This is a genomic window from Kribbella kalugense (genome assembly GCF_004365875.1).
GTDB classification, from domain to species: domain Bacteria; phylum Actinomycetota; class Actinomycetes; order Propionibacteriales; family Kribbellaceae; genus Kribbella; species Kribbella kalugense.
Genome location: NZ_SODF01000002.1, coordinates 1,776,758 through 1,797,665 on the forward strand (window position 1 = coordinate 1,776,758; position 20,908 = coordinate 1,797,665).

Consider the following 20,908-nt stretch of genomic DNA (forward strand, 5'->3'; position numbering starts at 1 on the left):
GAGGTTTCTCATGTCCTCCACGCTCTCCGCAGCAACGGCCATGGCGATCACCACCTACCTGCTGACCCCGCCACATCCCAATCTCCGCAGGCTGTCCCCACCATCGCGTCGCCCGCGTGCCGAAGTACCACGGGCGCATCGTCTGACCGCGGTCGTCGCCGCCATCGGCGTCCTACTCCTGATCGGAATCCCGTGGGGCGTCCTACCGGCTGCCGTCGCCTTCGTCCTGATCCCGCGTGCCCTCTCGCGGCTCGAACCCGCCGCAGTAAGACAACGCACAGCCCACATCACCCGCGATCTCCCGCTGGCGGTCGATCTCCTGAGCGCCTGCCTCCGCGCCGGCCGTCCACCCCAACAAGCCCTCACTCTCGTCGCGACCGCCGTCCGCGGGCCGCTCAGCAGTCTCCTCACCAAGGTCGCCCACCACCTCGCGCTCGGCGCAGAGCCGGCCGACGCCTGGGCGCTACTGCGTTCCGAACCGGCCTGCGCCCCTGTTGCCCGCGCCATCGACCGCTCGATCCGTTCGGGCGCACCACTGTCGAAGACTCTCGAGCTTCTCGCCGACGACACTCGCCAGTCGTATCACCACGCGGCAGACCAACGGGCCCGCGCCGCGGAGTCCCGCTCGGCGTTGCCGCTCGGCCTCTGCTTCCTGCCGGCGTTCATCCTGCTCTCGATCGTCCCGACCATCGCCGACGTCCTGATCCCGTACCTGATCAAGCCCTGATCGCCGTCATCCACAGCCCCGAAACTCCTTGTAAAAAAGGGCATCCGACGACGGCATGTTGTCAGTAAGCGATCCGGACCCGCCGCATCGCGACCCCCGGAGGTACCAATGTCCAAGGCACTAGTAGCCGTCCGCAACCAACTCCGCACTCGCACCCGCACCCAGCTGGGAGCCGCCACCGCCGAGTACGCCATCAGCGTCGTAGCGGCCTGCGGCTTCGGCGGCATCCTCGTAGCCCTCCTCAAGTCCGACGTAATGCAAAACGCCCTCAAGGCCCTCATCAACTACGCCCTCAAACTAGCCGGCGTAGAAGGCGTCCAGCTCTAACCCCCCATCCGGCGGCCGGTCGACCCACCCCTCCCCTCGACCGGCCGCCCAAGGAGTATCAATGCCCTCGACGAACCAACCCGGCCCGCCCACCGCCTCCGGCGCACCCGCCCCGCAGTCCGCTGCCTCAGACGTCGCCACCTCCGCTGCGCGAGACAAACGGCCGGACCGCGGCGCTGTGACCGCCGAGCTGGCGATCACCCTTCCAGTCCTGTTTTCCCTGCTCCTACTAGGCATCTGGTCGATCGGCCTGGTCATCCTCAACATCCAATGCATCGACGCCGCCCGAGACGTAGCCCGCGCAGTAGCCCGAGGCGAAACCCCCGACCAAGCCAAAGCCATCGGTCACCGCACGATCCCCACCGGCACCATCACCATCTCCCGCGAAGGCTCCGACATCCACGTAACAGTCACAGCCACCCCGACCCACAACCCCCCACTCCTGTCCGCCCTAGCCCCGGCCAACCTCACCGCACAAGCCACCCTCCAGTCCGAGCCCACCCAGGACGAAACCCCATGACCCACAACCAAAAAGGCAGCGCCACCCTCCACACCCTCTTCGCCGCCGTACTACTCCTAACAGCCCTATCCGCCGCCATCCTCTGGTCCACCATCTCCACAGCACGTCACAAACTCGCCGCCGCAGCAGACCTAACAGCCCTCAGCGCCGCCCAATCCCTAACCACCCCACCCGCCACAACAAGTGCGGGTACGACGCCCCCAGGAGCGACCACCTCCGACGCCACCACCCCGGCCCTCACCGCTCCAGACATCGGAACTACAGACGCCACCGCCCCGGACGCGAGAGCCTCGGACGCGACCGCCCCGGACGCCACTACTCCGGACACCGCAGCTTCGGGCGTCACCGCTCCAGACGTCGGGCTTGCGGACGCCGCCGCCACGGACGCGCCCGGCACGGCCGCCACCGCCCCGGGCGCCGTACCTCCAGACGCCGTACCTCCGGGCGCCGTACCTCCAGACGCCGTACCTCCGGGCGCCGTACCTCCAGACGCCGTACCTCCAGACGCCGTACCTCCAGACGCCGTACCTCCGGGCGCCGTACCTCCGGACGTGACGGCGCCGGGCGCTACCGCTCCGGTGGCCACCGCCCGAGGCGGCGGCGTTGCCGACTCGGCTGCTTGCGCTACCGCGGCGCGCGTAGCAGCTCTGTACGAAGTCGACCTGGTTGCCTGCCAACCCACGCCGACCTCGGTGACGATCCAGGTCGCTCTCGACCTGCGCCTCCCGTTCGCCCACCCAACCCTGACCGCCACTGCACGAGCCGGCCCGCTCTGACCCCTCCGGCCGGAATGCCGAGCTGGCCCGGCCACCCGCTGGCAACGCCCTCTGCGTCGTCGTCATGCGGCACTCTGACTCAGACGAACCGCCGGTGTCGGGCTTTGGTGGGTTTGGGTGGTTCTGGTGGGGTCGCGATCTGGTCGCAATCTGGTAGAGATGCCGCGTTGATGTGGACGGGGCGTGCGAGAGCGCTGCATGATCTCGAACCGAGTCCCTGCTCGTTCCTCCCGGACGCACTTCCCCGGCGCCCGGACGGCTATCTCGGAGGCCCGTTTGCCCGACCGCATCCGGCTGTTGCTGGTCGATGACCAGATCCTCAGCCGAGGCTTGCTCCGCAACGGGCTGGAACGTGAGCGCGATCTGGAGATCGTTGCCGAGCTCAACAGAACCGACGACGTGGTGGCGGCCGCAAAACGACACCGCGCGAACGTCGCGCTGCTCGACACGGCCGGCCCCGGGCACGACAGCCTCACTGTCACCACTGAACTGCGGACGTCGATGCCGGAGTGTCGGGTCGTGATGCTGACGACGTACGGTCGGCCGATGCATCTGCGCCGGGGGCTCAACGCCGGTGCGAAGGGGTTCGCACTGAAGGGCAGTCCGGCGCCGCAGCTGGCGGATGCGGTACGACGGGTGCACCTCGGGCTGCGCGTGGTCGACGCGAACTTGGCGGCCGAGACACTCGGATACTCGGAGACACCACTCAACGAAGACGAAACCGACACCCTGCGAGCAGCCCGAGCCGGCGGTTCGGTCACGCTGATGGCGCGGAAGCTGGATGTCTCCGAGCGAGTCGTACGTACCCGCCTCTGGTCGGCGATCGGAAAGACCGGCGCCCGCACCCGCTCCGACGCAATCCAAATAGCCGAACAAAACGGCTGGCTCCTCGACTAACCACAGCAGGTTGTGGCGAGTTGCTGGAGATCAGTGACAGCTGCGGGATGGCCTGGAGATCTCTGCTTATCTGGTCAGCGGCATGAGCCTGTGTAATGCCGCAGTCACGCGGCCAAGCCACGGCGCCACGTCGTCGGTAGGTGTGAGCGTGCGGTGGTGGATCCAGTCGTACAGGCGGATGGTGCCGAAGTCGTCGACCCGCGCGGCGTACCCGAAGATCGGGTCCAGTGGTTCGATTGATCGGGCGATTGGCAGGCCATGTGAGAGGGCAGCTGACTCCAGTGCCATGCCTTGTTCGATGCGTGTCCACCATGGCGGGTTCTCGAGGCCCCACAGCCGTTTGACGAGGTAGTCGGCTGAGGCTGTCCGGAGGCGCCAGGTTTCGAAGCTGGTGTGCTGGACGGGCGTCAGAGGCGCGACCGGCTGGCTGAGTCCGAACGCCTTGGCAATGGAGTCCACGTGTACCAAACCTTTGCTGTCGACGACCGCGTGCTCGGCGAGGTGAACCTGTCGCTCGACCCGGCGACCGGTGAGGTAATCCGGCGTCAGGACTCGAGCTGGTCTAGGAGCCAGCTGGGGCCGACTGCGGTGGCGCCGGTGGGGTCCGTTCGCTGGCGGAGGCCGCGGTCGGCGGTGACCACGGTGACCTCGGGGCTGTGGGGTTGGGCTGCGGACTCGGCCGTGACGGCGGCGATGGTGTCGTCGCCGGAGCCTGGGGCGAGTACGACGCGGAGGGTGCCGGTGTCCGGAGCGTCGGGGCCGGAGACCGCAGCCCGGGCGGCGCCTTCGAGGATCACGACGATGTCGGTTGTGTCCTGGAGGCGTTGCTGGAGTACGGCGAGCTTCGTGAGGAGACGCCGGGCCGCGCCGGACCGGTCACGCCACCAGCCGTCGGGACGGGACCCGACAACGTTCGCAGCGTCCACCACAATCACCTGAGCCCGCTCGCTCGTCATGAGGTCAGTCTGCATGACACCGGGTCAGGCGCATGCCGAGACGAAGTCTCCGGCGATCACCTGAGGCTGCTCGCTCGTCAGTCTGTACGAAGGCGGTCTGTCGTACGTCGAGTGGAACTCTCCGGCGCGGTCATGTGGGGCCGGGTCGCTTGTCAGTCTGTACGAGCGCGGGTCTGGCGCAGGTCGAGTGGAACTCTCCGGCGCGATCACATGAGACCGCTTGCTCGTCAGTCCGCACGAACGCGGGTTAGGCGCAGGTTGAGAGGAACTGGCCGGTGTGGGTGACTAGGAGGTGGGGGCCGGGTGTGGCGGGGATGCGTTCGGCGGAGGAGCGGACGGCGTGGCGGGTGCCGTCGGGGGAGATGACGAGGGTGTTGGCGGCGTCCAGGGCGATGAGTTCGTCGTCGGCGCGGACCAGGACGGGAGCGGTGTAGGACCAGGAGAGGGCGGTCCGGCAGGCGGACAGGCCGGCTAGTACGGCGGCCACCAGTTCGTTGGGTCCTTCGGCGGCGGCGTCCACGGCGACCCAGGTGGTGGGAGTGCCGGGTGGCGTGATGGACGTCGGGTTGTGCCAGTCGCTGCCGCCGATGGGAGTCGTGCCTTCCAGACCCCAGGCCTGCCACCAGGCGATCGGCCCGCCCCAGGCGTGATCCAGCCAGGAGGAGTGCCAGATCTCTGCCAGCGGGGGGTGTTCGGGGAGCGGTTGACGCCAGGAGCAGTCGCCGCCGAGAGGGTGGTTGATCGAGAGCAGACCACCGCGGCGGGCGACCTCGGTGACCCAGGTCGCGGCTGGCTGGCGGAAGTCGATGACGCCGATTTCGCCGAACGCGTTGGCGTGACCGGTGTCGGTGGTGACCTCCTGGCCTGGGACGAGGCCGATGCCGAAGCGGTTGCCGAGCGACGGGAGTTCGGCGTGGTGGGCGACGGTGTTGTGCTCGGTGACCGCGAGTACGTCGAGGCCGGCCGAGAGGCCGAGCGCGGCGAGATTGGCGATCGGGGTGGAGCCGTCGGAGTGGAGTGAATGAGCGTGGAAGTCGCCCGCGATCCACTTGAGTCCGGAGGATGCGGGCAGCGAACGGCGCGGCGGACGAGGCGGTACGGCGATGGCTGCCGAGGCGTCGGCGTACTCCGTGAGGCCGGGGATGTTGTCGACCGGGCCAGTGACGGCCTCGACGAGGAGCTCGACGCCTTCCACGGGTACTCGGTGGAGGCCGAGTACGACCCACCAGGTGCCTGGCTCGAGTTCGCCGGCCAGGTAGCCGGGCGTGGCGGCGGTGGGGGTGATGGCGAAGGTCTGGCGGGCGCCGCCGGACCAGCCGCGCCAGCCGGCCGCGCCTTCGCAGCCGATGTCGATGACTGCGCCTGGGACCGGCGGGACGGTGAGGGTGACGAGGAGGCCGGGGCAGTCGGGTGGGACGTCGACCGGGAGCGAGTGCCAGACCGACTCGGCCCGGTCGTCCAACGTCCAACGCCTGCGGTAAGAGGTAACAGCCATCAGCCGACCTCCCGACTGTCCGGGGACGAGTGGTGGTGGGTCGGGGTGAGCGTCATGAGGCGACTGGGGTGGGTTGGCGGGCTAGGAGTTCGCCGGAGTCGCGGTCGTAGAGGAGGACTCGGGAGGCGGGGGCGGTGAGGACGACTGCGGTGCCGGGGGAGGGCTCGGTTTCTTCGGGGACGGTGACGCCGACGAGGGTGCCGTCGCAGTCGACGGTGACCAGCGACTGGGTGCCGAGGTTCTCGGCGACGACGACAACGCCGCGGAGGGCAGGCCCGGTGACATCACCCGAGGCGACAGTGAGGTACTCGGGTCGGATGCCGACCGTCACCTCGGCGTCGGCGGGAACGGAAACGGTTGTAGCAGGCAACGAACCGCCCGCCACCGAGACTGCCCCGACCTCGCCAGTCGCCGCGGCGACTGTGCCGGGGAGGAGGTTCATGGGGGTGGAGCCGATGAAGTTGGCGACGAAGGTGTTGGCTGGGCGCGCGAAGACCTCGCGGGGCGAGCCGAGTTGGCGGAGTTTGCCGGACTCCATTACCGCGATGCGGTCGGCCAGTGCGAGGGCCTCTGCCTGGTCGTGGGTGACGAAGACGGTGGTGATGCCCAGGTCGCGCTGGAGTTTCTTGAGGAACGTGCGTGCCTCCAGCCGCAGTCGCGCGTCGAGGTTCGACAAGGGCTCGTCGAGTAGGAGCACCTTGCCCTGGGAGGCGATCGCACGCGCCAGAGCGACCCGTTGCTGCTGACCACCCGACAACTGGGCGGGCTTGCGCTCCAGCAATCCCTGCAGAGACAGCTCACCCGCGGTCCGCTCCGCTGTCGCCGTACGAGTAGCCATGGCAACCCGGCGTACCTTCAGTGGGTAGGTGATGTTCTCGGACACGTTCATGTGGGGGAACAGCGCGTAGTCCTGGAAGACCATCGCGACGCCGCGCTTGCCCGGCTCGGTCCGGGTTACGTCGGCCGCGTCGATGCGGACGGTGCCCTCGGTCGCGGGTTCCAGGCCGGCGATCGTCCGGAGGAGTGTGGTCTTGCCGCAGCCGGAAGGGCCGAGCAGGGCGAAGAACTCGCCGTCGGCGACGTGCAGGTCCAGCCCGTCGACAGCGCGTACGCCGTTCGGGTAGACGGTCGCCAGGCCTTCGATGTCGATGCCCGCCATCAGCTCTTGATCCCTCCATGGAAGCGGAACCCGTAGCGCGAGTTCACCAACAGATACAGCACGACGACCGGGATCGAGAACAGCAGCGAGAACACCGGCAGCACCTGCAGGTTCACGCTGCCGCCTTCGTCGGTGAGGGTCTGCATCAGCACCGCACCGGGTTGCTTGTCGATCGACCGGAGAAGCAGGAAGGGCACCAGGAAGTTGCCCCAGGAGTTGACGAACGCCCAGACCATGATGGTCGCCAGCCCGGGCCGTGCGACCGGGAGTACGACGTCGCGCAGGATCTGGCCCGTGGACGCGCCGAAGACCCGCGCCGACTCCTCGTACGATTTCGGCACCGCGTCGACGAAGTCCTTCAGGATGAAGATTGCCGCCGGCAGCAACCCGCCGGTCATCACCAGCGCGACCCCGAACCGGGAGTCGATCAGGCCGAGCTGGAACATCATCACGAAGATCGGCACCATCGCGGCCGTCCCGGTTACCACCGACGACAGCAGGAGGAGCCCGTACAGCAAGGCGTCCCGGCCCGGGATCCGTACCCGCGACAAGGCGTACGACGCCAACGCCGCGAACAAGGTCACCGCCACTGCCGTCGTCACGCAGATCAGCAGCGAGTTGACCATCGAGTGCATCGCATAGGGATGCTCGAGCGTCTTCCGGAAGTTCTCCAGCGTCCAGTCCGGCCAGTGCACACCGAGACCCGGCGACGAGTCGAATGGCGCCGACGCGATCCACAGCATGGGTACGGCGAAGAACAGCGTGATCGCGCAGATCAGCACGTAGAAGCCGATCCGGCGCAGAACGAACCCTGGCGTCATGAACGCCTCCGAAGCAGCCGCAAGTAGACCAATGAGACCAGGAGGTTCGCGATCAGCAGCAGGAACGAGATCGCCGACGAGTACCCGAGCTCACCGCCCTGCAGCGCGACGTTGTAGATGTAGACCGGCACCGTCTCGGACTCGTGGTTCGGTCCGCCCTTGGTCAGCAGGAACGGCGAGAAGTCGTTCGCCGTCCACAGCGAGATCAGCAGCGTGTTCGTCAGCACGTGTCCGCGGATGTGCGGGAACACCACATCCCGCAGCGTCTGCCAGCCCGATGCGCCGAACATGCGGGCGGACTCGAGCTGCGACGGCGGGACGGCCTGCAGCGCCGACGAGTAGAGCATCATCGAGAACGCCGTACCCCGCCAGGTGTTGAACACCACGAGGCAAGCCATCGGGTAGTCGATCAGCCAGGCGGTCCCCTGCGTACCCAGCAAACTATTCAAAGTGCCGCCGTCGCGGTCGTAGAAGGCGACCCACAGGTACGCGACCACGGTCGACGGCAGGATCCAGGCGAGCAGGACGAAGGCCTCGACGGTACGCCGTACTGCGGGACGCGTACGCCGCATGATCCAGGCCAGCGTGAACCCGAGGATGTTCTGGCCGATGATCGCCGAGCCGAGGACGAACACCAGTGTCAGCCACAACGCGTTGTGGAACAGCGCGTCGTTCAAGGCCTTCGTGTAGTTCGACAGCCCGACCACCGACGGCGACACGGCCTCGACGCCGGTCAGCCGGTAGTTGGTGATGCCGATGTAGATCGTCCAGAGCGCGGGGAAGATCAGGAACGCGCCGATCAGCAGGAACGCGGGCGCGACGAAGCCGAAGGCCCGGCCGACGCCGAGCCCGGCGACATCCCGCGCGGGGCCACGACCCCGCGCGGGTGCGACGCCCTCGACAGGTGCGGAGGGGGAAGCCATCAGTTCGTGGTGACCTTGTCCTTGCTACCGGCCGCGGTCTCGACCGCCTTCTCGTACGCCGTCGCGGCGGCGTCGGTGCTCTTACCAGCAACCACGTCCGCGGTCGCCTGCTGGAGCGCCGCCGAGACCTTCGGGTACTCCGCCAGCCCCGGACGGAACTGCGTGATCGGCAGCACCTTGTCCGCGATGAAGCTCAGCATCGGGTCCCCGGACAGTACTTCGCTGTTGACGTCGGACCGCTGGGTGATCTTGGCCGCGCCGTCCAGCGACTCCTTGACCATGTCGGCCGAGTTCATGAACTGCATCAGCTCCCACGCCTGCTGGGGGAACTTGGTGTTCGGGTTGATCACGGTCGCGCCGCCACCCGACATCGAGACGAAGTCCTGGCCCTTAACGCCCGCGCCCGGCTTCATGGCCGGGATCAGCGCCCAGCCCACCGCAGAGTCGCGGTCGGCCATCTTCGCGACACCCTCCTTGGGCTCCACCACGCTGCGCCAGAAGTAGTCGCTCTCGCCCAGGACGCCGATCTTGTTCGCCGCGAACTCGGCGAACGACTTGTCCCGGCCCTTGGCCTCCTTCTGCAGCACAGGGTCGCCGAGACCGGTGCTGTAGATCTGGTGGTAGAAGTCCAGCACCTGCCGCAGCTGCGGGGTGTTGCCCAGCCACTTGCCGTCGGAGTTGATGGTGGCGCCGGTGCCGACCAGCAGCGGCAGAATGCCCTGCATGGTGGTCGCCTCGCCCATCGCCGTCCCGGCGTTGATCTGGATCGGGGTGACGCCGGGGAGCTTCTTCAGCGCCTGACCGGCCGAGATGATGTCGTCCCACGACTTCGGCTGCCAGTCGGCGGGTAGGCCGGCCTGCTGGAACAGTTTCTTGTTGAAGTACAGCACCCGGCCGTCGGTGCCGCCGGGGACGCCGTACCGCTGGCCGTTGTAGCTGCCGAGCGCCTGGACCGACTCCGGGATCTGCTTCCAGCCGTCCCAGTCGTTCACCTTGGCGGCGTCGCCGACGGTGTCGGTCAGCGGCTTGATGTAGCCGGCCTGGGCGAACTCGCCGACCCAGATGCCGTCGATCTGGAACAGGTCCGGTCCGGACTTGTTCGACAGGTCGAGGGACAGCTTCTGCTTGTAGACCTCGTCGTCGGAGCCGTCGCCCTGGAACTTGACCGTGACGTCGACGCCCTTGCCCTTCTGGTCGGCGACGAACTTCGGGATCAGGACGTCTTCGAGGAAGGTCGCGCCGGCGCTGCTCTTACCGCCCTTGACCGAGTTCGAGCCGATGGTCAGCTCGACCTTCTTGGCGTCGGCGTTGCGGTTCGCGTCCTGGCCGCCGCTGTCGCCGGAATCGGACGAGCCGAGGCATCCGGTGAGCAGGGCGAGGGCCGCGGCGCCGAGGACGCCGACGGTGGTCAACCGCGAGAGAGATCGCATCAGGGCTCCTAGCGAAAGTGGTCCAGCGAGACGTGCCGGTCAAAGATTGGCACTCTCGGGCGACTATGTGAAGACTTTTTTCCAACCCGAGGGCGAACGTTGTCAGGTGCTGTAGGCAACCAACCGTGAACTGTCAAGCCGGGATCCCGCCGCACGCATTGCGGAAGAGTTAAAGGATGCTCAAGGTTATGTGGCAACCGGTAGTTGAGTAGATACAGACCGTGAGCATCGGGCTACTGTCTTGCCGACCGGTTCACTGGATCGGAGGTGAATGACATGGGACTGCTCCACGGAGTTGCTTGCCTTCTCGACGACCTGCTTGGTCACTGCCACCACTGGTGCTGGTGGTGACCGTGGCCGCCTGGTGACGGCTAGGGACCAGACGCACGAACGGTGACGACGACGCAGGCCTCCCGCTGACGCGCAAGCAGCGGGGAGACCGAAGTCATCCCCGAGCACCGATCGGCCGATGGTCGACTCACCAGACACAACTGAATGCCCAGTCGAACCGAAGGAGAGAAAACGGCCGGCCCCGACAATGTCGGGGCCGGCCGTCTGTCTGGCTGGAACCTCCTAGGTCAGCTCTGCGCCAGCTGCATCATCTGCTTCGGCAGAGTCGTCATCTGGGCCGGGATCGGCAGCTGTGGCTGCAGCAGCGACAACAGGCTGGCTGCCGCGCCCGCGATCGGCAGCGGCAGGGCCAGGCCCAGCGATGCCAGCAGCGCGTTCACGAGGGCCAGCACCGCACCCAGGATGTCCAGGCTCGGCACCGGGAGTCCGGCCCAGGCCTGGATCGGCGTGCCGGCAGCGTTCATGCTGCCGGTCGGTTGCGCCTGCTTGGCCTTCCCCTTGCCAAGCAGCGATGTCAGGGCGAGGCCGCTGGCGGCGTTCACGAACGTGCCCGCGCCCTTGTCGTAGCTCCACTTCTGCCCGCTGCCGTCACGGCAGGGCAGCACCAGCAGCGGCGCGGCGGTGGGTACCTTCGCCAGGTCCGCACCGCTGTCCAGGCAGGCTCCGGTCGTAGCAAGGGCGCCACCGACGCTCTTGCTCATCGCGACCTGCAGCTGGCCGGACTCGGTGTAGATCCACTCCTGGGTCTTGCCCTCCTTGCCCGGAGCGCACGCCATCATGACCGCCATCGGGACCTTGTCGGCCGTGACGAACGTCAGGCAGTAGCGCGTGTCGGAACGGGTGGCGATCTGTTGGGCCACGCCGATCGAAACGCCTGGCGCCGTCGAGCCACCGGAGACGGGGTTCGCGGCCTGGGCCGGTACGGCGGTGGCGAGTGCGACGCTGACTGCGAGCACCACCACGCCGGTACGGCTGAACAGCTTTCGGATGATCAAGACAACCTCCAGAGGTCGTGCCATCTCACAGCGTCAGGTCGTCGGGACCCCGTGGCGCGCCGGTATGCCGGCAGTGACTCAGCGCGACGTTGACGCCACAACCAGTAAGGCACAGGTCCGACCGAGGGGGTTATGCCGATGTCCCGAAACTTGATGCCAATGGCAACTAACTGCCAGCCGAATCTCGTTGCGCAAGGCATCGAAATCCGGCTGCCGGGTCGCCGTGCGACCGCTGTGAGCTGTTCGAGATGTTACGGCAATCCAGCGATATTCCGGGCGATTGCTGGGTTAGTTGATGCCGTAGGCAACAGAGTGGTCAGTGCGGCTGTTTGGTGTCACTGGGATCCGGCGCGAGCTCCTGCTCGGTCGCCAGCCGCTCGTCGGAGGGGCTGTCGTCGCGGGTCTCGATGGCCGCAGGGGTGTCACTTTCCGTGATCTCCCCGCCGACAGTGTTACTCGGCGTGGTGGTCGTCGCCTGGGCGCGCAGCTCGCGCATCTCCTTGCGCCGGCGGTAGCCGCGGCCGAGTCCCTTCTTCAGCAGCCACAGGCCGACCACGAGGGCCGCACCCGCTAGGGCGCCCAGGAAGAACACAGTCGGCACCGAGACGCCGAAGTCGACTCCGAACACCTCGAGCTTGGTGGACGCGGTCGACGACACCGAAACACCCAGGCCGAACAACAGCGCGAGAGCGATCAGGACAATTCCGAGGACGGCCATGGCAAGCTGCCTTTCCGCCGGCGCTGGACCGGCCCTTCAGGCCTCACTGCTCAGTAATGCGGAGAGCAGCGCCACTGCGCCGCTTTTGTCGAGTGGGTTGTTCTGGTTCCCACACTTGGGTGACTGTACGCACGACGGGCATCCATCCGTGCATTCACAGTGTGCAATCGCCTCACGTGTCGCGGTCAACCACTCACGCGCAGCGGCGTACCCGTGTTCGGCGAATCCAGCCCCGCCCGGATGGCCGTCGTACACGAAGACGGTGAGGCAGCCGGTGTCGGCGTGCCGGGCTGTGGACACTCCACCGATGTCCCAGCGGTCGCAGGTGGCGAAGAGTGGCAGTAGTCCGATCGACGCGTGCTCGGCGGCATGCGCCGCTCCGGGTATGTCGGCCAGCCCGAGTCCGGCGACCACGGTGTCGGGCATCGTCCACCAGACCGCCTTGGTCCGCAGAGTGCGCTCGGGCAGGTTGAGCGGTTGCTCGTCGAGTACGTCGCCGGTCGCGATCAGCTTGCGCTGGTACGAGATGACTTGGCTGGTCACCTGGACCCAGCCGCGCGACAACTCCGCCGTACCCCAGGCGCACGTCTCCTCGGTCGCCAGGATGCTGATCTCCGTCACGTCCCGCGCGAACGTCGTGTAGTCCGGCGAGGCTGGCTCGACCACGGCAGCGTGCTCCTCGAGGTCCAGCGTCCGCACCAGGTAGGACTCGCCGGCGTGCACATAGACAGCGCCCTCGTGGACTGAAGCATGCGCCGACCCGCCGTCGACCGTGCCGAGCAACCGACCTGTCTGGTCCTCGACGATCTGAACGGTCTTCCCGCCGGCCGACCGGATGTCGATTGCATCCACGGCCCGCTCCCGCCGCGTCCAGAACCATCCATGCGGCCGCTCCCGCAGCAGCCCTTGCCGGACCAATTGAGCGATCACCGACGATGTCGTACTGCCGAAGATGTCGAAGTCGTCGGCAGTCAGCGGGATCTCCTGCGCGGCCGCGCACAGCTGCGGTCCGAGCACATAAGGGTTCTCCGGGTTGAACACCGTCGCCTCGACCGGCCGGCCGAAGATGGCGCGTGGGTGACGGACCAGATAGGTGTCAAGCGGATCGTCGCGCGCGATCAGCAACGCGAGCGCATCCCCACCTGCTCGACCTGCGCGCCCGGCCTGCTGCCACAGCGATGCGCGCGTGCCAGGCCAACCAGACAGCAGTACTGCGTCCAGTCCGGCGATGTCGATGCCCAACTCGAGGGCGTTGGTGGCGGCAACGCCGGTCAGCTCACCGCTCTGCAGCATCCCCTCGAGCCGTCGACGTTCCTCGGGCAGATAGCCGGCCCGGTACGCCGACACCTGGTCGATCAGAGTCGGGTCGACCTCGGCCAGGTTCTCCCGGGCTGTCATCGCAACCGACTCCGCACCGCGTCGCGAGCGGACGAACGCGACAGTCCGGACACCTGAGACGACCAGATCGGTCAGCAAGTCGGCCACTTCGGCCGTGGCAGAACGTCGTACCGGAGCGCCGTTCTCACCATGCAGAGAGGTCAGTGGCGGCTCCCAGAGACCGAAGGAGATGCCACCGCGCGGAGAGCCGTCCTCGACCACCTCCACCATCGGCAGACCGGTCAGGCGTTCACCGGACACAGCCGGCTCCGCAACCGTGGCCGAAGCACAGATGAAGATCGGATGAGCGCCGTACTGCGCGCAGACGCGCCGCAGCCGCCGCAGCACGCCGGCGACATGCGCACCGAACACACCGCGGTAGTGGTGACACTCGTCGACCACGACGTACTGCAGGCAGCCCAGAAAGCGTGCCCAGCGTTGGTGATTCGGCAGGACCGACCGGTGCAGCATGTCCGGGTTGCTGAGCACGTACGTCGCATGATCGCGGGCCCAGTCGCGTTCGCTGCGCTCCGAGTCCCCGTCCAGCGTCGTCGCGCGCAGACCAGGCACGGTGTACGACGAGACCGCGCGGAGCTGGTCGTGGGCCAGAGCCTTGGTCGGCGACAGGTACAACAAGGAGGCGGTCCGTCGATGCGGTGACGCGGCCTGCGCGATGCTCAACGTGGCAAAGGCCGGCAGCAGGTAGCCGAGCGACTTGCCCGATGCTGTCCCGGTTGCGACGACGACATGCTTCCCTCCGTACGCCGCTTCGGCCGTCGCGACCTGATGCGTCCAAGGCGCGGTGATCCCGGCGTCGTGCAATTGGCCGAGCACTTCGTCGGGGACCCAGCGCGGCCAATCGCACGTTTGTCCCAGTCGCGGCGGCACGGATTCGACATGCGTCAACCGCTCGTCGCGACCGGCGGCGAGGCGCTTCAGGACAGCCTCGGCCTCACCACCTGCACGCATACGCCGAGCCTAGTGCGAGCCACGGACAGTGAGTCCCGCTGAGAACGAGCTGAGAATGCACGAGTCGCGTGCACGGTCTGATGCACGCGGCTTTTTCCGGACGGGAATCGACTTCGGTCGGACGAGATGAAAGAGTTTTCGGTAGCGGGTCTCACTCACGGTCCGTACATGGTTGAATGCAGCAGTTCACGGGATCGGAGGCCGAAGTGAGTCTGTCGCTGACCGCGCGCGCCGAGGGCGGGCGGACCGTCATCGAGGCGACCGGGGAGATCGATGTCGAGACCGCACCGCAGCTCGGCGACAAGATCGCCGCGTTGGTCGACGAGGGTGTCTACGACCTCGTGCTCGACCTGGAACGCGTGGAGTTCCTGGACTCCACCGGCCTCGGGGCACTGATCGGCGGACTCAAACGAGTGCGTAGCCACGACGGATCACTGTCTCTGGTCTGCACCCGGGAACGGCTGCTGAAGTTGTTCCGGATCACCGGCCTGAACAAGGTCTTCGACATCCATCCGGACATCGACTCGGCGATCTGACCGGAGCCGGCCCAAGCGAAAAGGTGTCCACCCTGCTACGAAGAGTGAGCTGCTTGCTCAGACACCGGAGTATGGCGTAGACCACCCTGTCGTCAGGTCTGGTCGGGAACCCGTTAGAGTAGCCCACCGCGCCAGCCCGTTGGCGCGGTGTCGTATTTCCCCAACCCTTCGGTTGCGGCAGACGGGGGCCGTCAAGCCTGGATGGGTTGCCTACAAGGAGGACGGATGTCCGCACGGCTTGTGCCACAAGCGGTGGATCTTTCGTCGAGCAACACCACACTGGTGATCGTCGTCGGGGTGATCGCGATCCTCGCGGTCGCCATTGCGATGGTCTTCCGTGGCCAGGTGCTTGCCGCGAACGATGGCACCGAGAACATGAAGACGATCGCCGCTGCGGTCCAGGAAGGCGCTTCGGCATTTCTGAGCCGGCAGTTCCGGACATTGTCGATCTTCGCCGTGGTCGCGTTCCTGTTGCTGTTCCTGCTGCCGGCTCACACCGACGGCGGTAACGAGACGACGCTGAAGATCTTCCGCTCCGTGTTCTTCCTGGTCGGTGCGGGCTTCTCCGCTCTGATCGGCTACCTGGGCATGTGGCTGGCGACGCGGGCCAACGTCCGGGTCGCTGCCGCGGCCCGTGACCGGGGTCGCGAGCCGGCTATGCGGGTCGCGTTCCGCACCGGTGGCACCGTCGGCATGACGACGGTCGGCTTCGGCCTGTTCGGCGCCGCGCTCGTCGTGCTGCTGTTCAAGAGTGACGCCCCGACCGTGCTCGAGGGCTTCGGTTTCGGTGCCGCGATGCTCGCCATGTTCATGCGGGTCGGCGGCGGTATCTTCACCAAGGCTGCCGACGTCGGCGCCGACCTGGTCGGCAAGGTCGAGCAGAACATCCCCGAGGACGACCCGCGGAACGCCGCGACGATCGCCGACAACGTCGGCGACAACGTCGGTGACTGCGCCGGTATGGCGGCCGACCTGTTCGAGTCGTACGCCGTGATGCTGGTGGCCTCGCTGATCCTGGGCAAGGCCGCGTTCGGCGAGCAGGGCCTGATCTTCCCGCTGATCGTGCCGGCCATCGGCGCGCTCACCGCGGTCGTCGGCGTCTTCCTGACCCGCCCGCGGACCGGCGAGAACGGCCTCCGCACGATCAACCGGGCGTTCTACATCTCCGCCCTGATCTCGGCGATCCTGTGCACGGTGGCGGCGTTCGTCTACCTGCCGAGCAGCTTCAAGGACCTGACCGGCGCGACCGACACGATCGCCGCGTACGACGGCGACCCGCGGCTGATCGCCACTGTCTCGGTGATCATCGGCATCGTGCTGGCCGCGATCATCCTGGCCCTGACCGGTTACTACACCGGCACCGAGGACAAGCCGGTCCAGGACGTCGGCAAGACCTCGCTGACCGGCGCCGCCACCGTGATCCTGTCCGGTATCTCGGTCGGCTTCGAGTCCGCCGTCTACACCGCTGTGGTGATCGCCGCTGCTGTGTACGGCGCCTTCCTGGTCGGTGGTTCCGGTGTGGTCGCGCTGTTCGCGATCGCGCTGGCCGGTTGTGGTCTGCTCACCACTGTCGGCGTGATCGTGGCGATGGACACCTTCGGTCCGGTCTCCGACAATGCGCAGGGCATCGCCGAGATGTCCGGTGACGTGGACGGCGAGGCGGCCCAGATCCTGACCGAGCTGGACGCCGTCGGCAACACCACCAAGGCCATCACCAAGGGCATCGCGATCGCGACCGCCGTACTGGCCGCGACGGCGCTGTTCGGTTCCTACACCGACTCGATCCGAACCTCGCTGGGCAACAACTACGCCAAGTTCGAGGCGGACGCGCTGGTGTTCAACCCGGGCACCCTGGTCGGCATCATCCTCGGTGCGGCCGTGGTGTTCATGTTCTCCGGTCTCGCCATCAACGCCGTCGGCCGCGCCGCCGGTGCGGTGGTCTACGAGGTACGTCGCCAGTTCCGCGACATCCCCGGGATCATGGAGGGCACCGGCAAGCCGGAGTACGGCAAGGTCGTCGACATCTGCACCCGCGACTCGCTGCGGGAGCTGGCCACGCCGGGTCTGCTCGCCCTGACCGCGCCGATCGCCGTCGGCTTCGGCCTCGGTGCCGCGGCGCTGGCCGGCTACCTGGCCGGTGCGATCGGTGCAGGCACGCTGATGGCGGTCTTCCTGGCCAACTCCGGTGGAGCCTGGGACAACGCCAAGAAGCTCGTCGAGGACGGTAACCACGGCGGCAAGGGTTCGCCCGCGCACGAGGCCACCGTCATCGGTGACACCGTCGGTGACCCGTTCAAGGACACCGCCGGTCCGGCCATCAACCCGCTGATCAAGGTGATGAACCTGGTCTCGGTGCTGATCGCTCCGGCCGTCGTCGGGATGTCCTCGATCGGCAACGACACCAACACCGCACTGCGGATCATCATCGCGCTGGTCGCCGTGGTGATCCTGGCCGCGGCGGTCATCGTCTCCAAGCGTCGCGAGTCGGTCATCTCCGACACGCCCGCCGAGGTGAACGCAGCCGCGTAGTACGCAGTAGTTGCTCACCGAAACGGCCCGCCGGCTCTCCGGCGGGCCGTTTCGCATGGACCGGTACGGTCCGTCACCTTTACCCTCGACGTACGACGCAGCGTCCGTTGGGAGGTGGCTCGGTCGATGTCTCTCCGGCGGGCGATCGCTTTGCTGCTCCTGGCCCTGGCGGGCCTGGTGGCGACGGCGCTGCCGGCGAACGCCGCAACGCCGGACGCCAACTACCTCAACGCGGCCCACGAGCTCAATCTGACGATCATCGATGCCGCCCATGCGGCGACGTCGCAGGGCCACAGCTCGTGCGTGCGAACAGTCGCCGCCCAGATCGAGCGTGATCATCGCAAGCTGAGTGCGCAGGAGGCCCAGCTCGCCACTCGCTTCGGCATCAAGCTGGTGACACTGCCTTCACCGGCGCAGCGCAAGCAGCTCGACGCGGTCGGAGCCAAGTCCGGGACCTCTGGGTACGACGCCGCATGGCTTGCCCTCCAGCGGGCGCAGCACCAGCAGTACCTGACGTTGATCGACGGCGACCTGCCGAAGGCCGCCTCGCCCGCGGTCGAGTCGGTGGCCGACGGAGCCAAGCCCGTGGTCCAGATGGATCTGCGGATGGTGGCCGGCCCCTGTCGTACCAGTACCACCAAGCCGGTCGTCCCCACAGGCGACGGTGGTCAGGTGGCCGACGCGCAAAAGGCGCGTTCGCGGGCAGCGTTGGTCCTGCTCGCCATCGGAGCGCTTCTGCTTTTCGTTGGTAAGAAGAAGACGATGCGGCGGCGCCTCCTTGGTGTCGCAGCTTTCGCGGCGGGCCTTGTCATGGTGTTCGGTGGGCACCCCGGCGACAAGGGAAAGGTCCCGCAAGCCGGCAATTCCGCGGAGGAACGTGAGGCTGCCGTTCCGCCCGTCCGGGTGACGCTGCCCGGGGTCAAGAACGCGTCAGTACAGCCGGTGGCGACCAGCAGCAACGGACAACTGGACGTGCCTGCGTCGCCGACCACAGTGGGCTGGTGGGCAGCTGGAGCCGCACCGGGTTCGAAGGGTGGCACCGTGCTGCTTGCCGGCCACGTGGACTCCGCCCGGTACGGACTCGGAGTGTTCTCCGGACTGTCCGAAGTACCTGTCGGTGCGAAGGTCGCGGTGACGGGCGGGGACGGAGACGTGCACCGGTACAAGATCGTGGCTCGCCGCATTTACCCGCAGACCTCGCTGCCCACGGATCTGTTCCAGGGTGCGGGGAAGCCACGACTGGTGCTGGTCACCTGCACCGGCGCGTACGACCACAAGGCGCACCAGTACACCCACAACCTGGTGCTGTACGGCGTCCCGGTGTTCTGAACCGTTTGGTAGTCACTTCCACCTGTTGCCGACCGAAGTACGGCAGGCTGTCGACTTTCGGCTGATGCGCCGGGACCCGTTTCTAGGGGAGGCTCGGGGTCGTGGTCAGGGCGTTAACCGATAGCAGGTGGTTCCGTCCGGACGGCAGAATCAACCCACGGGTGGACACACCGGATCCGCCCCGGGTCCGATGATCTGAGCCCCGGCGACCTCGATACTGATTGCTACACAGTCCACTACCAGGTGCGCCACCGAGCGAGGAGTACGGCGATGATCGAGGCAAAGGGCCTCACCAAGCGATACGGCGCAACCGTTGCCGTTGACAACCTGTCTTTCGAGGTGAAACCCGGCAAGGTGACCGGCTTCCTCGGCCCGAACGGGGCCGGCAAGTCGACCACCATGCGGATGATCCTCGGGCTCGACACCCCGACGTCCGGCGAAGTCACCATCGACGGACAGCGCTACCGCGACCTGAAGCGGCCGCTGACCAAGGTCGGCGCGCTGCTGGACGCCAAGTGGGTGCACCCGAACCGGTCCGCCCGCGCCCACCTGGCCTGGATGGCCGCGTCCAACAAGCTGCCGAAGGACTCGGTCGACAAGGCCCTGGAGATGGTCGGCCTGTCGGCGGTCGCGAACAAGCGGGCCGGTGCCTTCTCGCTGGGTATGTCCCAGCGGCTCGGCATCGCCGGCGCGCTGCTCGGCGACCCGGAGGTGCTGCTGTTCGACGAGCCGGTCAACGGTCTCGACCCGGAGGGCATCGTCTGGATCCGGACCTTCATGCACCGGCTGGCCGACGAGGGCCGGACCGTGCTGGTCTCCAGCCACCTGCTGTCCGAGATGGCGCTGACGGCCGAGGACCTGGTCGTCATCGGCCGCGGCAAGCTGATCATGCAGAGCACCACCCAGGAGTTCGTCGACCGCGCCAGCGGTACGACGGTCAAGGTGCGGACCCCGCAGCTCGACCAGCTGGCCGGCGTACTGAACGGGCAGCAGCTGGTCACCCGGATCGAGGACGTCGAGGACGAGGGCAAGGTCCTGTTCGTCGACGGCGACGTGCGCACCGACCAGGTCGGCGAGGCGGCCGCCGCCCACGGCATCGTGCTGCACGAGCTGACGCTGCAGCGTGGATCGCTGGAGCAGGCGTTCATGCAGATGACCGGTGACTCGGTCGAGTACCACGCACAGGACGAGATCGCTGCCGTGACCCAGCTCGACGCGCCGTCGGGCACCGAGGTGGCCGCGGGTCCGAAGGAGGACAACTGACATGTCGGTGATCACAGTCGAGCGGATCAAGCTCTTCTCCACCCGCTCGCCGTGGTGGTGCATGATCGTCGCGGCCGTGCTGACCGTCGGGTTGGCGGCGCTGACGACCGGCTTCCTCAAGGGCGCCGACGAGCAGAACGCGACGATCTTCATCACCCAGCCGGGCGCACAGCTCAGCCAGATGGTGATGATGGTGATGGCCGCGCTGGCCGTCACGACGGAGTACCGGTTCGGCACCATCCGGACCAGCTTCCAGGCCGTTCCGCAGCGGGCCGCGCTGCTGCTCGGCAAGACCGCGGTGGTGGCCTTCCTGTCCGGCCTCATCGGCCTGATCGCCTCGTTCGGCGCGTGGGGTGTCGGCAGCCTGTTCGCGAGCAACGCGGACCTGTCGATCAACACGGCGGCCGAGTGGCGGCTGCTGGCCGGTCAGGGCCTGGTGTTCGCGATCTCCGCGGTGTTCGCGGTGGCCGTCGGCATCCTGATCCGGCAGAGCGCCGGTGCGATCGCGATCCTGATCCTCTGGCCGCTGCTGGTCGAGAACCTGGTCAACCTGATCCCCAAGGTCGGCGACGACCTGGCCAGGTGGGCGCCGTTCGCGAACGGCAGCTCGTTCCTGAACCAGGGCCAGGACTTCGGTCTGGCCGGCCAGGGCGCGGGCGGCACCGACTTCGCCCTCAGCCCCTGGTGGGCACTGCTGTACTTCGCCGGCTGGGCGGCCGCGCTGATGACGATCGCCCTGGTGAGTGCGAGCAAGCGCGACGCCTGACAAGAACCACCCCGGCCGGAGTTGAGGGGCCCTGGCCGGGGCAG

At 67.4% G+C, this 20,908-nt stretch carries 20 protein-coding genes; 10 read left to right on the forward strand and 10 right to left on the reverse strand.

Annotation, left to right across the window (positions count from 1 at the left end; all coding sequences use genetic code 11):
• Positions 1–10: 10 nt before the first annotated feature.
• The 5 genes from EV650_RS26435 (at position 11) to EV650_RS26450 (ending at position 3,247) form a co-directional block, all read left to right on the forward strand.
• Positions 11–727, forward strand: coding sequence for a type II secretion system F family protein (locus tag EV650_RS26435; RefSeq protein ID WP_238174463.1), 717 nt, complete (start codon positions 11–13; stop codon positions 725–727).
• A gap of 108 nt (positions 728–835) precedes the next feature.
• On the forward strand, positions 836–1,054 hold the full coding sequence (locus EV650_RS26440; protein WP_134121689.1) for a DUF4244 domain-containing protein: 219 nt from the start codon (positions 836–838) through the stop codon (positions 1,052–1,054).
• A gap of 61 nt (positions 1,055–1,115) precedes the next feature.
• Entirely contained in the window at positions 1,116–1,574 is a 459-nt protein-coding gene (locus EV650_RS26445; RefSeq protein WP_134121690.1) for a TadE family type IV pilus minor pilin, read from the forward strand.
• Complete coding sequence (locus tag EV650_RS40460; protein WP_166678275.1) at positions 1,571–2,350, forward strand: pilus assembly protein TadG-related protein; 780 nt, start codon at positions 1,571–1,573, stop codon at positions 2,348–2,350. The genes EV650_RS26445 and EV650_RS40460 overlap by 4 nt, the downstream gene beginning before the upstream one ends.
• Positions 2,351–2,626: 276 nt before the next feature.
• Complete coding sequence (locus EV650_RS26450) at positions 2,627–3,247, forward strand: response regulator transcription factor (RefSeq protein WP_238174464.1); 621 nt, start codon at positions 2,627–2,629, stop codon at positions 3,245–3,247.
• Positions 3,248–3,313: 66 nt separating this feature from the next.
• Here the strand turns inward: EV650_RS26450 and EV650_RS26455 are convergent, their stop codons facing one another.
• From EV650_RS26455 to EV650_RS26500, 10 genes are all read right to left on the reverse strand, one after another.
• Positions 3,314–3,706: a hypothetical protein gene (locus EV650_RS26455; protein WP_134121692.1), complete on the reverse strand. Its 393-nt coding sequence runs from the start codon at positions 3,704–3,706 to the stop codon at positions 3,314–3,316.
• An 86-nt stretch (positions 3,707–3,792) separates the two neighbouring features.
• Entirely contained in the window at positions 3,793–4,203 is a 411-nt protein-coding gene (locus EV650_RS26460; protein ID WP_134121693.1) for a hypothetical protein, read from the reverse strand.
• 247 nt (positions 4,204–4,450) lie between these two features.
• Positions 4,451–5,698 carry a CehA/McbA family metallohydrolase gene (locus tag EV650_RS26465; RefSeq protein WP_134121694.1) on the reverse strand — a complete coding sequence of 416 codons (1,248 nt, stop codon included), beginning with the start codon at positions 5,696–5,698 and terminating at the stop codon, positions 4,451–4,453.
• A 52-nt stretch (positions 5,699–5,750) separates the two neighbouring features.
• Entirely contained in the window at positions 5,751–6,857 is a 1,107-nt protein-coding gene (locus EV650_RS26470; RefSeq protein WP_134121695.1) for an ABC transporter ATP-binding protein, read from the reverse strand.
• Positions 6,857–7,678, reverse strand: coding sequence for a carbohydrate ABC transporter permease (locus EV650_RS26475; protein ID WP_134121696.1), 822 nt, complete (start codon positions 7,676–7,678; stop codon positions 6,857–6,859). Before EV650_RS26475 ends, EV650_RS26470 begins: the two co-directional genes overlap by 1 nt.
• On the reverse strand, positions 7,675–8,601 hold the full coding sequence (locus EV650_RS26480; protein ID WP_134121697.1) for a carbohydrate ABC transporter permease: 927 nt from the start codon (positions 8,599–8,601) through the stop codon (positions 7,675–7,677). Before EV650_RS26480 ends, EV650_RS26475 begins: the two co-directional genes overlap by 4 nt.
• Complete coding sequence (locus EV650_RS26485; protein WP_134121698.1) at positions 8,601–10,031, reverse strand: extracellular solute-binding protein; 1,431 nt, start codon at positions 10,029–10,031, stop codon at positions 8,601–8,603. Before EV650_RS26485 ends, EV650_RS26480 begins: the two co-directional genes overlap by 1 nt.
• A 578-nt stretch (positions 10,032–10,609) precedes the next feature.
• The gene (locus tag EV650_RS26490; RefSeq protein ID WP_166678276.1) at positions 10,610–11,377 is read right to left on the reverse strand and encodes a ricin-type beta-trefoil lectin domain protein; all 768 of its coding nucleotides are present in this window, start codon (positions 11,375–11,377) and stop codon (positions 10,610–10,612) included.
• A gap of 316 nt (positions 11,378–11,693) precedes the next feature.
• The gene (locus EV650_RS26495) at positions 11,694–12,095 is read right to left on the reverse strand and encodes a hypothetical protein (protein ID WP_134121700.1); all 402 of its coding nucleotides are present in this window, start codon (positions 12,093–12,095) and stop codon (positions 11,694–11,696) included.
• A 36-nt stretch (positions 12,096–12,131) separates the two neighbouring features.
• The gene (locus EV650_RS26500) at positions 12,132–14,441 is read right to left on the reverse strand and encodes a DEAD/DEAH box helicase (RefSeq protein ID WP_134121701.1); all 2,310 of its coding nucleotides are present in this window, start codon (positions 14,439–14,441) and stop codon (positions 12,132–12,134) included.
• Between the two features lie 176 nt (positions 14,442–14,617).
• Between EV650_RS26500 and EV650_RS26505 the strand changes: the two genes are divergently transcribed.
• The 5 genes from EV650_RS26505 (at position 14,618) to EV650_RS26525 (ending at position 20,864) form a co-directional block, all read left to right on the forward strand.
• Positions 14,618–14,977 (forward strand): STAS domain-containing protein, encoded by a 360-nt coding sequence (locus tag EV650_RS26505; RefSeq protein WP_439648802.1) that lies wholly within the window; start codon positions 14,618–14,620, stop codon positions 14,975–14,977.
• A gap of 225 nt (positions 14,978–15,202) precedes the next feature.
• Positions 15,203–17,506: a sodium-translocating pyrophosphatase gene (locus EV650_RS26510; RefSeq protein ID WP_134121702.1), complete on the forward strand. Its 2,304-nt coding sequence runs from the start codon at positions 15,203–15,205 to the stop codon at positions 17,504–17,506.
• A gap of 126 nt (positions 17,507–17,632) precedes the next feature.
• A complete protein-coding gene (locus tag EV650_RS26515; RefSeq protein WP_134121703.1) occupies positions 17,633–18,835 on the forward strand; it encodes a DUF4142 domain-containing protein in 1,203 nt (400 codons plus the stop codon).
• A gap of 270 nt (positions 18,836–19,105) precedes the next feature.
• On the forward strand, positions 19,106–20,098 hold the full coding sequence (locus EV650_RS26520) for an ABC transporter ATP-binding protein (RefSeq protein WP_134121704.1): 993 nt from the start codon (positions 19,106–19,108) through the stop codon (positions 20,096–20,098).
• 1 nt (position 20,099) lies between these two features.
• Positions 20,100–20,864 (forward strand): hypothetical protein, encoded by a 765-nt coding sequence (locus EV650_RS26525; RefSeq protein ID WP_134121705.1) that lies wholly within the window; start codon positions 20,100–20,102, stop codon positions 20,862–20,864.
• The last annotated feature ends 44 nt before the right edge of the window (positions 20,865–20,908 follow it).